General features: G+C 61.0%; 12 protein-coding genes and 1 tRNA gene. 10 read left to right on the forward strand and 3 right to left on the reverse strand.

Annotation, left to right across the window (positions count from 1 at the left end; genetic code table 11):
- On the reverse strand, window positions 1–80 hold an 80-nt coding region (locus GNZ13_RS54470), incomplete at its 3' end, for an ESPR domain-containing protein (RefSeq protein WP_216675227.1).
- A 619-nt stretch (window positions 81–699) separates the two neighbouring features.
- On the opposite strand from GNZ13_RS54470, the gene GNZ13_RS40980 reads away from it, so the two are divergent.
- The 4 genes from GNZ13_RS40980 to GNZ13_RS40995 all read left to right on the forward strand — a co-directional run bounded on the left by GNZ13_RS40980 (window position 700) and on the right by GNZ13_RS40995 (window position 4640).
- Entirely contained in the window at window positions 700–1719 is a 1020-nt protein-coding gene (locus tag GNZ13_RS40980) for a YVTN family beta-propeller repeat protein (protein ID WP_172175921.1), read from the forward strand.
- 46 nt (window positions 1720–1765) lie between these two features.
- A complete protein-coding gene (locus GNZ13_RS40985; protein WP_172175923.1) occupies window positions 1766–2764 on the forward strand; it encodes a sterol desaturase family protein in 999 nt (332 codons plus the stop codon).
- A 195-nt stretch (window positions 2765–2959) separates the two neighbouring features.
- Window positions 2960–3790: an EI24 domain-containing protein gene (locus tag GNZ13_RS40990; RefSeq protein ID WP_172175925.1), complete on the forward strand. Its 831-nt coding sequence runs from the start codon at window positions 2960–2962 to the stop codon at window positions 3788–3790.
- 19 nt (window positions 3791–3809) lie between these two features.
- Complete coding sequence (locus GNZ13_RS40995) at window positions 3810–4640, forward strand: competence/damage-inducible protein A (RefSeq protein WP_172175927.1); 831 nt, start codon at window positions 3810–3812, stop codon at window positions 4638–4640.
- Window positions 4641–4991: 351 nt separating this feature from the next.
- On the opposite strand, the gene GNZ13_RS41000 is transcribed toward GNZ13_RS40995, so the two are convergent.
- On the reverse strand, window positions 4992–5456 hold the full coding sequence (locus GNZ13_RS41000) for a rhodanese-like domain-containing protein (RefSeq protein WP_172175929.1): 465 nt from the start codon (window positions 5454–5456) through the stop codon (window positions 4992–4994).
- A 514-nt stretch (window positions 5457–5970) separates the two neighbouring features.
- Here GNZ13_RS41000 and glnA point away from each other — a divergent pair.
- From glnA to GNZ13_RS41020, 4 genes are all read left to right on the forward strand, one after another.
- Entirely contained in the window at window positions 5971–7386 is a 1416-nt protein-coding gene (gene glnA / locus GNZ13_RS41005) for a type I glutamate--ammonia ligase (RefSeq protein WP_054037989.1), read from the forward strand.
- Between the two features lie 224 nt (window positions 7387–7610).
- On the forward strand, window positions 7611–8753 hold the full coding sequence (glnL, locus tag GNZ13_RS41010; RefSeq protein WP_172175931.1) for a nitrogen regulation protein NR(II): 1143 nt from the start codon (window positions 7611–7613) through the stop codon (window positions 8751–8753).
- A gap of 35 nt (window positions 8754–8788) precedes the next feature.
- Window positions 8789–10306, forward strand: a complete 1518-nt coding sequence (gene ntrC, locus GNZ13_RS41015; RefSeq protein ID WP_172175933.1) for a nitrogen regulation protein NR(I) — start codon at window positions 8789–8791, stop codon at window positions 10304–10306.
- Window positions 10307–10370: 64 nt separating this feature from the next.
- Window positions 10371–12629 (forward strand): prolyl oligopeptidase family serine peptidase, encoded by a 2259-nt coding sequence (locus GNZ13_RS41020; RefSeq protein WP_172175935.1) that lies wholly within the window; start codon window positions 10371–10373, stop codon window positions 12627–12629.
- Window positions 12630–12695: 66 nt separating this feature from the next.
- On the opposite strand, the gene xth is transcribed toward GNZ13_RS41020, so the two are convergent.
- A complete protein-coding gene (gene xth, locus GNZ13_RS41025; protein WP_172175937.1) occupies window positions 12696–13472 on the reverse strand; it encodes an exodeoxyribonuclease III in 777 nt (258 codons plus the stop codon).
- Between the two features lie 257 nt (window positions 13473–13729).
- Here xth and GNZ13_RS41030 point away from each other — a divergent pair, with 257 nt between their 5' ends.
- A complete protein-coding gene (locus tag GNZ13_RS41030; RefSeq protein ID WP_172175939.1) occupies window positions 13730–14017 on the forward strand; it encodes a hypothetical protein in 288 nt (95 codons plus the stop codon).
- Between the two features lie 139 nt (window positions 14018–14156).
- Window positions 14157–14233 (forward strand) — tRNA-Met (locus GNZ13_RS41035).
- The last annotated feature ends 168 nt before the right edge of the window (window positions 14234–14401 follow it).

The raw sequence follows: 14401 nt of genomic DNA on the forward strand, positions 1-14401 counted from the left end.
GTCTTCGACCGAGCCGTTTCCGACGTGGCCACCCACGTTCCCGTCGCTTCACACCAAACCGATTTGTAAATCTTATTCATTTTTTCAGAAACTCCGCGGTTATTGCGTACGTGGACTGCACGTGAAGGCGCAGCGATTCGGATAAGGCGTCATCGCCCCGATTTGTCGCGCACAAAATAAGAACATATAGACCGCGGTTTTCTCCGTCGTCTGTTTTCCGTGTCCTGCTGAATTTTTCGCGCGTCCGAATCGCCTGCTTCACGCTCTTGAGTCCACTGGATTAAGTGCATGGGCGATGATCGGCGGGATTGTCGGGCGTGGCGGGGAAGAGGCGGAATAGGCAAATTCCTAAACGGTTGAAAATAAATAATCGCTTGTAATTTATTTTGATTAATTGTTATATAAGTGTATAAAATTAGGAAATATAAAGAATAGTCTTTATTTGTCTTATGTGGAATTCAAAAATCTAAGAATGTAATAATCCGTCGTTTTGATTAAAGCAATGGCACTGTGAAAATCGAATGGGGATTTTCTTACGTGAAGCCGGCGTTATGTCAGTAGTGCAACGGAATACACCGACACTGCCGTGCTCGCATCCCTCTTGGTTTCCGCTTTTTCGCACGCTGCACCCGTATCCACATCAACCGCTGGCCTTGGCAAACGTTCTACAATGTCGGCTGTTCTCCGAAGTGAGTTTTCATGCGTAAATTTTTTCTTCCCGGCTTGAATGCCACGTTCGCCGCAGGCATCGCGCTGTTCTCCGCCGCAGGCTTTTTTTCTCCGGCGGTCCACGCCAACAACGTGATCGTGCTCAATTCAGCTGAAGCCACGCTGAGCCTGATCGACGAAACGACCCACCAGGTCGTCGGCACGGTGCCGACGGGCAAGGAACCCCACCACCTGATGGCCACGCCGGACAATTCGTCGTTGATCGTCGCTAACTCGGTGTCGAACAACCTGATGTTCGTCGATCCGAAGTCGGGCCAGGTTCAACGCTGGGTCGAGAACATCGAGGATCCGTATCAGATCGGTTTTTCGCCTGACCGCAAGTGGCTCGTCACCACCGGGCTGCGTCTGGACCGTCTCGACATCTATCATTTCGACAGCCAGAAGAACCAGATGACGCTGGCCTCGCGTCTGCCGCTCGCGGTGATGCCGAGCCACATGGCGTTCAGCAATGACAACAAGACGGTTTTCGTCACGCTGCAGGTCTCGGGCGAGCTGGCCGCTATCGACCTGGCCACGCAAACCGTCAAGTGGAAGATGAAGGTTGGCAAGGTGCCGGCCGGTCTGTGGATGACGCCGGGCGAGAAGTACCTGCTGATCGGCATGACCGGGGCGGATTACGTCGCGGTGGTCGACTGGCGCAACCAGAAAATCGTCAAGACGATCCAGACAGGCAAGGGCGCGCACAACTTCCGTTCGCTGGCCGACGGCAAGCACGTGGCGGTGTCGAACCGCGTCGCGAGCACGATCAGCATCATTGACGAAGACACGCTCACCAATGTCGGCGACATCACCGGTTTGATGTCGGGGCCGGACGATATGGAACTTTCGGCCGACAAACGCTATCTGTGGGTTACCTTCCGCTTCGCGAAGCACGTCGGCATCATCGACCTGAACACGCGCAAGCTGATCCAGACGATTGCCGTCGGCCGTTCGCCACACGGTATCTATTTCTTCAATCGCGCGCCGGTCACGGCGCCGAACGGCGCTTGACGCTGTAATCGGCAAACCGTCAGGAATGAAGTAACAGGCCAGCACCATGTTCGATCTGATTTTTTCTTCTTTCAGCAGCGTCGTCTCAGCTGTGCAGACGCTGCTGTACGTCGACGTGGTGCAGCCTTTGCTGTTCCACTTCGATCTGATGGAGCATGACGAAGACACTTTCGACAGCCTGTATTGGGTGATCGTCGGCGTCTTCGAGGTGCTGGCAATGTACGCGATCCTGCGCCCGTTCGAGGCGCTCCGCCCGGTCGAGCAGTGGGAAAACCGCAAGGCGGTGCGGGTCGACATTCTCTACACCTGGATCGCCAGGCTGGGCATCCTCAACCTGTTCTTCTTTTTCGCGCTGCAGCCGTTTTTCGACAACGTGCAGGCCTGGCTGCGACTGCACAACATCGCGAGTATCGACTTCGACAACCTGTGGCCGGGCGTCACTACGCAGCCGCTTGTCACGTTCGTGATGTATCTGCTGGTGCTCGATTTCGCCGGTTACTGGTATCACCGCTGGGGGCATCGGTTCGGCGTGTGGTGGGAGCTACACGCGGTGCATCACAGCCAGCAGCAGATGTCGTTATGGTCGGACAACCGTAACCATCTGCTCGACAGTTTGTTGCTGGCGTCGTTTTTCGCAGCGATCGCGCTGGTGATCGGCGTGCCGCCGTCACAATTCGTCGTGCTGGTGGCGATCACGAACCTCGCACAGAGCGTTCAGCACGCGAATATCCGCGTCTACTTCGGCTGGCTCGGCGAGCGCCTGTTGGTCAGCCCGACTTTCCATCGCCGTCACCATGCAGTCGGTTATGGTCACGAAGGCCTGAAGTACGGTTGCAATTTCGGTGTGTTGTTCCCCTGGTGGGACATGCTGTTTCGCAGCGTGTCGTGGAGCCGGGAGATGGAGCCGACTGGCATCCGTGACCAACTCGAAGGCCGGTGCTACGGTGACGGTTTCTGGGCGCAGCACTGGCTCGCCTTCGTACGCATCGCCGAGCGGCTTTCGCCGAGGCGTCGCACCGAGGGCAGCGACGCCGCCTCAGTTTGAGCATTCTTCCTCTCGCGCCGCCGGTTTTCCCGGTGGCGCGTCACGTGGTTTATCCTGTTCCCGTTTGCGCGCACGTTCCTGGTTCGTTTTCTGTTCGGCTTTCCGGTCCGTATCCCGATCCGGTCGCTGCACTTTTCGCCGGTTTGTCGCGCCGCTTCCCTTATTCCATCGTTTTGTTCACCGGCACTGGCTCGCATGAATGATCTGTTGCGCTCGTTTGGGCGCGCGCTCGCAAGCGCGCTCCACCCGCGCATGCTCTGGTTGACCTTCCTGCCGTTTCTGGCGGCGACGGTCGGGTGGGGCGTGATCCTGTGGTTTTCCTGGCAGACGCTGATCGGCGCCACCCGCACGTGGCTCGACAACTGGTCGTTCACGGTCACGCTTTATCGTCTGTTCGACTGGCTCGGCTTTTCGGCGCTGCACGCGGCGATCGCGCCGTTCATCGTGATTGCGATGGCGATTCCGTTGATCGTCGTCACGGTGTTGCTGTTGATCGCCACGCTGTCGATGCCGGCGGTGATCCGCTTTCTGTCGGCGCGGCAATTCGCCAGCCTTGAGATGCGCCACGGCGGAACGTGGTACGGTAGCCTCGGTCAGGCGTTGTGGACCACGCTGGTCTGTCTCGTGCTGCTGATCGTCACGTTGCCGCTCTGGCTGGTGCCGCCGTTCTTCGCGCTGATTCCGCCGCTCCTGTGGGGCTGGCTGACGTATCGCGTGATGAGTTACGACGCGCTCGCGCTGCATGCCACGCGCGACGAACGGCGCGCGTTGGTGCGGCGCTTCCGGTTGCCGCTGCTGTTGATCGGCATCGCGAGCGGACTGCTGGGTTCGCTGCCTACCCTGTTGTGGGCGTCGTCGGTCTGGCTGATCGTGCTGTTCCCGGTGATCACTGCGGTGACCATCTGGATTTACGCGTTCATCCTCGTGTTCTCGGCGCTGTGGTTCGGCTACTACTGTCTGCGCGCGCTGCAACGCATGCGCGCGGAAGAGCACGGCCCGCGGCACGCGGCGCCGGTTCCTTACTGATTAAATGAAAGAGGCGGCAATGGCATTTGGCGTCATCATCATCGGCGACGAAATCCTGTCGGGCAGACGCATCGACAAGCATCTGCCGAAGGTCATCGAGTTGCTGGGCGCGCGCGGGCTGTCGCTCGGCTGGGCGGAATATATCGGCGACGAGCCGGAGCGCATCACGGCAACGCTGCGACGCACGTTCGCGTCGGGCGACATCGTGTTTTCCACGGGCGGCATCGGCGCCACGCCGGACGATCACACCCGCCAGTGCGCGGCAGCCGCGCTCGGCGTGCCGCTCGAGTTGCATCTGGAGGCCGCGAAGCTGATCCAGGAGCGCATTCGCGATATGTATCCGGCGAACGCGACTACGCCGCTCGATCTGGAAACGCCGGAGAACCGGCATCGTCTGAATATGGGCACGTTTCCGCAGGGCGCGTCGATCATTCCCAACGGCTACAACAAGATTCCGGGCTTCTCGATCAAACAGCATTACTTCGTGCCGGGCTTTCCGGTGATGGCGTGGCCGATGATCGAGTGGGTGCTGGATACGCAGTACGCGCATCTGCATCACGCGATGCCGCACGCGGAAAAGTCATTGCTGGTCTTCGAACTGCCGGAGTCGCGCCTTACGCCGTTGATGGAAAAGATCGAACAGGATTTTCCGGGCGTGCGGGTGTTCAGCCTGCCGAGCGTGGGCGATGCGGAGCGCGGCGGCGTGTATGCACGGCATCACATCGATCTCGGTGTGAAGGGCGAACCGGAAGCGGTGGCGGCGGCCTTCGTGAAGCTGCGCGAGGGTGTGCATCTGTTGGGCGGCGACATTGTTGAGCCTGAGGCGGCTGCGGCCAAGCCGCGCGGTTGAGCCGCGTTTAATTCGTCGCTGAGCCCTAGTCGAGCCGCGGTTAAGCGGTTCCACACACGCTAACCTTTGTTTGGGCGCGTTCACGCCCATGCCTGACCTAAGACTCAACGCATCATCGGCCTGTCACATGCAGCGCCGACGATGCATCTAATCGTCCCGTCTAACCGGCGGAGGGGCCATCAAGTGTCCACGCGCGTCGGCTTGCACGCGCTGCCGGTGAACGCTATTCGTCGCTCCGAGCCGGCAGCGTTACTTCCACGCAGGCGCCGCTGAAGCGGTCAGCAGCGATCGAGCAGCTGAGCGGGCAACCGCTCAGGCAGGCACCCGCTCAGGCAGGCACCCGCTCAGCTATCAGGCGCCGAGCCACGGCAACCCGCGAAAACACCAGCCCGACACTGTCTTCCGATGCCCCTGGCCGTCCTTATCGCCTTCGAAGCCTTCCAGGAGGTCGTACGCCTTGGTATAGCCCGCCTGGGTGGCGGCGATCGCGGCGAGCTTCGAGCGCGCGGCGCTGCGGCACAAAAACAGCACCGGCGTATCGGGCGTGGCGGCCTGGCTCAGTTGCTGAAGGAATTCCTGGTTCGGCACGGCGCCTGGATAGCGTGTCCATTCCACATGCACGTATTGTCCGTCGCCGATAACTGGCCGGCCGACCCAATCAAGTTCGGCACGGGTGCGCACGTCGACGAGACGCGTGCGCGGATCGAGTTGCAGCAGTTCGAACGCCTCGGCGGGCGAGATCGCGCCCGCATAGGGCAACTGGTTCTCGGTGCGGCGCTTGTCCGCCTGAGCGTACAACTGTTCGAGCGTGCTCATGAGCGCAATCCTCTTTCGGACCAAATTAACATTCTAGCGCGTGGAGTAGGGTGCGCATGCGGTTGAGAGGCGGTGCGTCCGCGCGAAGCAAGAGGACGCGTGTTCAATCTAGCGCGTAGCGTGCGGTGCGCATGCGGTTCGGAGGCAGCGTCTCGTCCGCACAAAGCAAGGGGGCGAGCGCTCGATGGTGGTGCATATTTCTATAAATGCACCAAAATAGAGATGTCATTCGTTGTTGATTTTGCGAATGCACTAACACGGTGCGTGATGTGGCGCAAAGTTTTCGGGGCCGCATGCTGTTCGGTGCGCCCATTCCCCGCAAACGCGCGCGCAGTGTGCTCTTGCGCCGGGTTGGCGCATACATGGCACAGAAGCTGCTTTATTGGTCCCGATCGATTTGTCCCAGCAGGCTTTTATGTTCATCCTCAACGATTGAGGGGTGGACGCGCCGGGACGGGTCAGCTAGATTGGGCGGCGGCTGAATCCGCCGAATTCGTTAATCAGGAGATAGGTTATGAGTAAATCCGTGGCCGACGTCGTTCAACTCGTCAAAGACGAAGACGTCAAGTTTGTCGACTTCCGTTTCACCGACACGCGCGGCAAAGAGCAACACGTTTCGGTGCCGGTGTCGGCATTCGATGAAGACAAGTTCGAAAGCGGCCATGCGTTTGACGGTTCGTCGATTGCCGGCTGGAAGGGCATCGAAGCATCGGACATGTTGCTGATCCCGGACGCGAACACCGCCTTCATCGACCCGTTCTACGAAGAGTCGACCCTCGTGCTGACCTGCGACGTCGTCGAACCGGCTGACGGCAAGGGCTACGAACGCGACCCGCGATCGCTCGCGAAGCGCGCTGAAGCGTATCTGAAGAGCACGGGCCTCGGCGACACGGCCTTCTTCGGTCCGGAACCGGAATTCTTCATTTTCGACTCGGTCAAGTGGGGCACGGACCAGTCGGGCACGTTCGTCAAGATCGGTTCGGAAGAAGCGCCGTGGTCGTCGGCGATGGACTTCGAAGGCGGCAACACCGGCCACCGTCCGGGCACGAAGGGCGGCTACTTCCCGGTCGCTCCGGTCGACACGTTCCAGGATATCCGTTCGGAAATGTGTCTGTTGCTCGAACAGATCGGCATCCCGGTCGAAGTGCATCACCACGAAGTCGCGGGCCAGGGCCAGAACGAAATCGGCACGAAGTTCTCGACGCTGGTACAACGCGCCGACTGGCTGCAGCAAATGAAGTACATCATCCAGAACGTCGCGCACACGTACGGCAAGACGGCGACGTTTATGCCGAAGCCGGTGGTCGGCGATAACGGTTCGGGCATGCACGTTCACCAGTCGATCTGGAAAGACGGCACGAACCTGTTCGCAGGCAACGGTTACGCAGGTCTGTCGGAATTCGCGCTGTTCTACATCGGCGGCATCATCAAGCATGCTCGCGCGCTGAACGCGATCACGAACCCGTCGACGAACTCGTACAAGCGCCTCGTGCCGCACTTCGAAGCGCCGGTGAAGCTGGCTTACTCGGCTCGCAACCGTTCGGCATCGATCCGCATTCCGCACGTGTCGAACCCGAAGGGCCGCCGTATCGAAACGCGTTTCCCGGATCCGATGGCGAATCCGTACCTGTGCTTCTCCGCGCTGATGATGGCGGGTCTGGACGGCGTGCAGAACAAGATTCACCCGGGCGAAGCTGCCGACAAGAACCTGTACGACCTGCCGCCGGAAGAGGATGCAAAGATCCCGACCGTGTGTGCCGGCCTCGACCAGGCGCTGGACGCACTTGACGCGGACCGCGAGTTCCTGACGCGCGGTGGCGTGTTCACGGATTCGATGCTCGACGCGTACATCGAACTGAAGACGGGCGAGCTGCAACGCTATCGCCAGTCGGTGCACCCGATCGAATTCGAAATGTACTACTCGCTGTAAGCGGCAATGGTGCTTCGCCCTTCAAACGGCGAAGCGCTTTGCCCGACGCTCGCGATCGGTCACGAAGGGACGGCGGCGCCGTCCCTTTTTTGTTAGACCCGAATGAGTCCACTCGCGACGTTCGCGGCGTGGGGGCAATGAAGCAGGGCAGTAGGCAGGACAACAAGCAGGACAACAAGCGGTACACCTGATTTATCACCATCTCCTATCGGCCAGACTGCAAGATGGTTCTGAAGAATCTGATGAAGGCAAGAAAAGGACACGAGCAGACGCTGTCGGACGACGCTCAGCTGGTGAGTTCCGGTTTGCTGCCGGGCTTCGAGGCATTGCCGACGGTTGTGCTGGTGCTCGAAAAGCGCACACTGCGCGTGGTGTTTGCGAACCCGTCGGCGGAATCGATGCTTGAGCTTTCGCGCAAGCAACTGACGCAGATGGCATGGCAAGACATCTTCTCGAATGCCGACGAACTGGTCGCGACCATCTCCGCGATCGCTGCCCACCGTTTTCACGCGACGCATCTGGACGCCGTACTCGAGCGCCCGGGCCACGAGCCACTGCATGTGCATGCGATCGTCGGCTTCCTGGAGAGCGTGCAAGACTACGTGCTGCTCGAACTGTTCGAGAACGAGCGGCATTTACGCTCTGACCGTGAGGAGCGCATCAATGACCTCACGGCAGTCAATAAACAACTGATCCGCAATCTCGCGCACGAGATCAAGAACCCGCTCGGCGGGATTCGCGGCGCGGCGCAACTGCTCGAGTTCGAACTCGGCGAGCGTCAGCGCGACGAGTTGCGCGAGTACACGCAGGTCATCATCAAGGAATCGGACCGGCTGCAAACGCTGGTCGATCGCTTGCTGGAGCCGCACCGCCATCCGCATATCGTCGGCGACGTGAACATCCACGAAGTATGCGAGCGCGTGCGCCAGGTGATTCTCGCGGAGTTCCCGCGTGGTCTCACGATCGAGCGCGATTACGACGTGAGCGTGCCGGACCTGCGCGGCGACAAGGAGCAACTGATCCAGGCGCTTCTGAACATCGTGCGTAATGCTGCAGAAGCATTGCGTGAACGCATTTCGCAAGGCGACGCGCGCATCGAATTGCGCACTCGCGTTGCGCGCAAGATCACCGTGTCGAAACGCTTATGTAAGCTGGCACTGGACTTGCATATCACTGACAACGGCCCAGGCATTCCCGAGGAAATCCGTGACCGCATTTTCTATCCGCTCGTGTCGGGGCGCGAAGACGGCAGCGGTCTCGGCCTGACGCTCGCGCAGACCTTCGTGCAGCAGCACGACGGGCTGATCGAAGTGGAAAGCCGGCCGGGCCATACCGAGTTTCAGATTCTGCTGCCGCTCGACTGCTAACACCAAACGCCTCTTAAGACTTCTGAACGACCTATATGAAGCCGATCTGGATAGTAGACGACGATCAATCGATTCGCTGGGTGCTCGAAAAAGCGCTTGCTCGCGAAAACTTCGCGACACGCAGCTTCGCGAACGTGCGCGAGGCTTCCGCGGCGCTCGATCACGACAGCCCTCAGGTGCTGGTGTCCGACATCCGGATGCCTGGCGGCTCCGGCCTCGAATTGCTGCAAACCGTCCGTGACAAGGTGCCGGGCTTGCCCGTCATCATCATGACGGCGTTCTCGGACCTGGACAGCGCGGTTGCCGCATTCCAGGGCGGTGCGTTCGAATACCTCGCTAAACCGTTCGACGTCGACAAGGCGGTCGAGTTGATCCGTCGCGCGGTGGACGAAAGCATGCGCGGCGAACAGACGTGGGACGACCGCGTCGCCGAAGCACCGGAGATGCTCGGCCAGGCGCCGGCGATGCAGGACATGTTTCGCGCGATCGGCCGGCTGTCGCATTCCGCGGCCACCGTGCTCATTACCGGCGAATCAGGCACCGGGAAGGAACTGGTCGCGCGTGCGTTGCACCGACATAGCCCACGCGCGAACGGTCCCTTCATCGCACTGAATACGGCAGCGATTCCGAAGGATCTGCTGGAATCCGAACTGTTCGGTCACGAGCGCGGCGCGTTCACCGGCGCGCAGGCCATGCGCCAGGGGCGCTTCGAGCAGGCCGAGAATGGCACGCTGTTTCTCGATGAAATCGGCGACATGCCGTTCGATTTGCAGACACGCCTGTTGCGTGTGCTCTCGGACGGGCAGTTCTATCGCGTCGGCGGCCACAATCCGTTGCGCGCCAACGTGCGCGTGATTGCGGCGACGCACCAGAATCTCGAATCGCGCGTACGTCAGGGCCTGTTCCGCGAGGACTTGTATCACCGGCTCAATGTGATCCGCTTGCGCTTGCCGGCGTTGCGCGAACGCAGCGAAGACATTCCGCTGCTCACTCGCCACTTCCTGCAAAAGAGCGCGCGCGATCTGGGCGTGGAGCCGAAGCGCGTGTCCGAAGAGGCACTCGCTTACCTGGCATCGCTGCCGTTTCCGGGCAATGTGCGTCAACTGGAGAATCTCGCCAACTGGCTCACGGTGATGGCGCCGGCGCAGACCATCGAGATCAAGGACTTGCCGCCCGATCTGGGTCCTGCGCAAGCAGGCGTGACCGATCTCGCGGGCGGTGGCAGTGGCTTGATCGGCACGGGCGAAGCAGGCCTCGCCGGCGGTGCGCCGATCAACGGCACCAGTGCGGCCACGCATCCGGCTACCGCTGCCGGCATGCCGGCAGCGACCACCGTAAGTGCCTGGGAAGGCGGCTTGCGCACCGAAGTCGCGCGGATGTTGCGTGAGAATGCGGCCGACGTCATGGACGAACTCGCGCGCCGTTTCGAAGCGGCGGTGATTCGCGAGGCGCTGGATTTCACGCGCGGACGCAAGGTGGAGGCGGCGGAGCGCCTCGGCATCGGTCGCAATACGATTACGCGCAAGATTCAGGAGCTCAATCTCGAGCCCTGAGGTTTGCAGGGTCAGCGGGCTCGCGCAAGGCATAATCGACGCTGTTTTCATTCGACAGCTGACGATGCCCGATTCTCCCGCTGCTCCCACGCCTTTCTCCTGGCCGCTTTCCCCCGATCCCTTTCTGTCGCTCGAGGCGCTCGACGACCCTGACGCGCTCGCGTGGGTCGAAGCGCAGAACGCCCGCACGCGCGCCGCATGGTGCAGTAGCGCGGAATTCGAGTCGCTCAAACGGCGGCTTGCCGACGCTTATCTGCCGCGCGAGCGCCCGGTCATCCCCGATCGCTGGAAGGACTGCGCCTACGATCTGTGGCAGGACGAACGCAATCCCAAAGGCATCTGGCGGCGCACGACCTGGGCGGCTTGGCGTAGCGGCGCACCCGTCTGGCAGAACCTGCTCGACTTCGACGCGCTCGGTGCAGCCGAAGGCACGCCATGGGTCTGTGCCGAACTCGACATTCTTTATCCGGATGGCGATCGCGCGCTGATCACACTGTCGCCGGGCGGCTCGGATGCGCTGGTGGTGCGCGAGTTCGACATCGACGCGCAACGTTTTGTCGACGACGGTTTCGTAATTGCGAAGGCCGGCAAGCACACGGCTTCGTGGATCGACCGGGATACGCTGTACGTTGGCTGGGACAACGGCCGCAAGACGCTGACGCGCTCCGGCTATCCGCGCGAAGTGCGGCGCTGGACGCGGGGCAGTGCGCTGGCCGACGCGCCGGTGGTCTTCAAGGGCGCGTTCGGCGACATCGGTGTGGAAGCGCACTACGATCCGATCGACCAGCGCCACACGGTGATAAGCAGCGTCGATTTCTTCGATTCGCATACGTATTACCTCGATAACACCGATGGCGCTGCAGACGGTGCCAATGCCACCAATCGTGCCGGTGCTGCCAACAGTGCCAACAGTGCCAACAGTGCCAGCAGTGCCAGCAGTGCCAATGCGGCCAACAGTGCGATCGCCTGGCACCAGTACGACGTGCCATCGCACGTCGCGGTCGGCGGCTGGCAGGGCTGGCTGCTGCTGGAGCCGCGCCTCGATTGGGACTGCAACGGAGCGCGCTATCTGGGCGGCGCGTTGCTGGCGATCCGCGAAGCCGCGTTTTTGCGTGGCGAGCGTGACGTGGTGCCGCTTTTCACGCCGACATCGCAAACCTCCGCCTGCGAGTGGACGCACACGTGCAATCACCTGATCGTGTCATACTTGGAGGATGTGCAGAGCAAGACCTCGCTGTGGATCCCGTCGCAAGCGGACGATCAAGCCTGGCATTGGCATCAACGCCTCTTTCCGTCGCGTGACGATGTGCAAGCCGACGTGTCACCCGTCGAGCCGACGCTGAACGACGAAGTGTTCGTCGATACCGACGATTATTTGCAGCCGCCAGCATACTGGCTCACCGATCTTGCTCAGGACGACCTGACTGATTGGACGTTGCTCGACCGTTGGCCGACTCAGCTTGACGCCACGCCGTTCGCGGTGACGCGTGGGCATGCGGTATCCGCGGACGGCACGCGGGTGCCGTACACCGTGATCGGACCGCGGGTTGCGCAACATGCTGTGCAAGGGCAGACGGCGCAGCCGACGCACGACCAACCGCACGACCAACCGCACGACCAACCGCGCCCATGCCTGCTCAACGGTTACGGCGGCTTCTCAATTCCGTTGCTGCCGAGTTATCTGACCGGGCCGGGCATCGGCTGGCTGGAGCGGGGCGGCGTGTATGTCGTGGCGCATATTCGCGGCGGCGGCGAGTTCGGCACGCAGTGGCATACGGCGGCGCAGGGCGAGCATCGGCAGCGCGCATTCGACGATTTCATCGCGGTGGCCGAGGCGCTCATCAGCACAGGCGTGACCAGCGCCGCGCAACTCGGTATTCAGGGCGGCAGCAATGGCGGCCTGCTGGTCGCGGCGTGCATGGTGCAGCGGCCCGAACTGTTCGGGGCCGTGGTGTGCGAAGTGCCGCTGCTCGACATGAGCCGCTATCACCTTCTGCACGCGGGCGCGTCATGGATCGATGAATACGGCGATCCGGACGAGCCCGACGAAGCGCGCGTGCTGGCAGCTTACTCGCCCTATCATCGCGTGAGTGCGGACGTGGCGTATCCGCCAGTTCTGTTCACCACGTCGACTGCGGACGACCGCGTGCATCCCGGACACGCGCGCAAGATGGCCGCGCGCATGCAGGCGCTGGGTGCAGAAAGGGTCTGGTATCGCGAGAACACGGAAGGGGGCCACGGCGGCTCCGATGAGCTGGAGCAGGCCGAGCATGATGCAATGGTGTTCGAGTTCCTGTGGCGCTGTTTGAACGAGCCGGCGTAGGCTTTTTAACCAGACCGGTTGCTGCTTCGCTCGGGCCTCGCTTAAGGCCACGCGTGCGCCGCGCGTTCAGCCGATCTGCGCGACGACCGGTGCGTGGTCCGACGGCTGATCCCATTTGCGCGGCACCTTGTCGACATCGCACGACGAGCATAGTTGGGAGAGCGCTTTCGACAACAGAATGTGGTCGATACGCATCCCCGCATTGCGGCGGAACGCCATCATCCGGTAGTCCCACCACGAGTAGATTTTCTCCGGCTGCTCGAACTGGCGGAACGCGTCGATAAGACCGAGTTCGATCAGCCGCACGAACTCGGCGCGCTCTTCAGGCGACACCAGATTCTGGCCTTCCCATGCTTTCGGATCGTGCACGTCGCGATCTTCCGGCGCGATGTTGTAATCGCCGAGCAGCGCGAGCTTCGGATACAGCGCCATTTCGCTCGCGATCCAGTCGTGCAGTGCAGCGAGCCAGCGCAGCTTGTAGGCGAATTTGTCGGTACCCGGCGCCTGGCCGTTAGGGAAGTACGCGGAGACGATGCGCACGCCTTCGATGGTCGCGGCGATCACGCGTTGCTGCGGGTCTTCAAAACCGGGGATATTGCGCACGATGCTGCTTTCGTCGACGTTCAGGCGTTCGCGCACCAGAATGGCGACGCCGTTATAGGTCTTCTGGCCCGCGAACCAGCTCCGGTAGCCTTTTTCTTCGAGTTCGGCGCGGGGGAATTTGTCGTCGGTCAGCTTCAATTCCTGCAGGCACAGCACATCGGCGTGGCTGGTTTCGAGCCAGTCGATGACGTGCTGCAGGCGGACTTTGAGGGAGTTGACGTTCCAGGTGGCGATTTTCATGAAATTCTCACATTCTTGCCGGGCAAGGCTTTGTGGGGTGCTGACCCCGCGTTTTTGCTTTATTTTGCTTCAGCGACTACCCGTCTTGCGACCCGGATTCGGGTTGGCGGGATCGGGTTGATTCCGATAGTTCCGCATCTTATCGCGCGAGACGAGCGACGGTGAAAATTGCCTCGGCGGCCGTGAAAAATAAAAGCGCGATCCCTTCATTGCGCGGCGTATAGTGGGATCACATTTACGCGCATCGGGGATGCATCATGGCCCAATCCTATCCAGCCCTTTATAAGGACTTCGAAGTGCATCCGCTGGTGTTTTCGCGGCAGTTCGACAAGTTCGACGGTCACAAGCGTCATGCCGAAGGTTACGACGTTGCGGTACGCGTCTGCCGGCCGGGCGCCATCAGCGGCTCGAAGGCAAGCCGCGTATTTCGTCTCGTGCTGCCGTCCACGTTCTCCGATTTCGGCGTCGCGAAACGCAGCGCGAGTCAGTACGGCGCGGACATCATCGACGGCAAAGTCGAAGGCTCGACGGTCGAGGATCTCTGAGTTGTCCGCTCGTTTGCTGCACTCATTTACTGCTTTCACGTGCTGCATGAGTGCGGACACGCGCTGCGCCTCGTCTGAAATTATTTCACCCGATTGTTTGACGTCTTGCGAACGGCCCTATACAATCGCTTTTCTCTGACGCGGGGTGGAGCAGTCTGGCAGCTCGTCGGGCTCATAACCCGAAGGTCGTAGGTTCAAATCCTACCCCCGCAACCAAGCATTGTTGAAAGCCCGCTAGCGCAAGCTACGCGGGCTTTTTAACTCAGTGAGGTAAGCCCCCGGCTCTGCCGGGGGACTCACCAAGGTTTGACCTTTACGACGGTCAGCGCGAATTTCCTATCTCCGCCAAGAGAAGGAGATTCACGATGAAAGAGTATCAAAGCC

This window comes from Paraburkholderia elongata, from assembly GCF_013177735.1.
Lineage (GTDB): Bacteria > Pseudomonadota > Gammaproteobacteria > Burkholderiales > Burkholderiaceae > Paraburkholderia > Paraburkholderia elongata.

Bases quoted from the DNA above. Each gene is read 5' to 3' on its own strand.
- GNZ13_RS40990 (WP_172175925.1), top strand. From the start codon at position 2,960: ATGAATGATCTGTTGCGCTCGTTTGGGCGCGCGCTCGCAAGCGCGCTC.
- GNZ13_RS40985 (WP_172175923.1), top strand. From the start codon at position 1,766: ATGTTCGATCTGATTTTTTCTTCTTTCAGCAGCGTCGTCTCAGCTGTG.
- GNZ13_RS41020 (WP_172175935.1), top strand. From the start codon at position 10,371: ATGCCCGATTCTCCCGCTGCTCCCACGCCTTTCTCCTGGCCGCTTTCC.
- glnL (WP_172175931.1), top strand. From the start codon at position 7,611: ATGGTTCTGAAGAATCTGATGAAGGCAAGAAAAGGACACGAGCAGACG.
- GNZ13_RS40980 (WP_172175921.1), top strand. From the start codon at position 700: ATGCGTAAATTTTTTCTTCCCGGCTTGAATGCCACGTTCGCCGCAGGC.
- ntrC (WP_172175933.1), top strand. From the start codon at position 8,789: ATGAAGCCGATCTGGATAGTAGACGACGATCAATCGATTCGCTGGGTG.
- GNZ13_RS41030 (WP_172175939.1), top strand. From the start codon at position 13,730: ATGGCCCAATCCTATCCAGCCCTTTATAAGGACTTCGAAGTGCATCCG.
- GNZ13_RS41000 (WP_172175929.1), bottom strand. From the start codon at position 5,456: ATGAGCACGCTCGAACAGTTGTACGCTCAGGCGGACAAGCGCCGCACC.
- glnA (WP_054037989.1), top strand. From the start codon at position 5,971: ATGAGTAAATCCGTGGCCGACGTCGTTCAACTCGTCAAAGACGAAGAC.
- xth (WP_172175937.1), bottom strand. From the start codon at position 13,472: ATGAAAATCGCCACCTGGAACGTCAACTCCCTCAAAGTCCGCCTGCAG.
- GNZ13_RS40995 (WP_172175927.1), top strand. From the start codon at position 3,810: ATGGCATTTGGCGTCATCATCATCGGCGACGAAATCCTGTCGGGCAGA.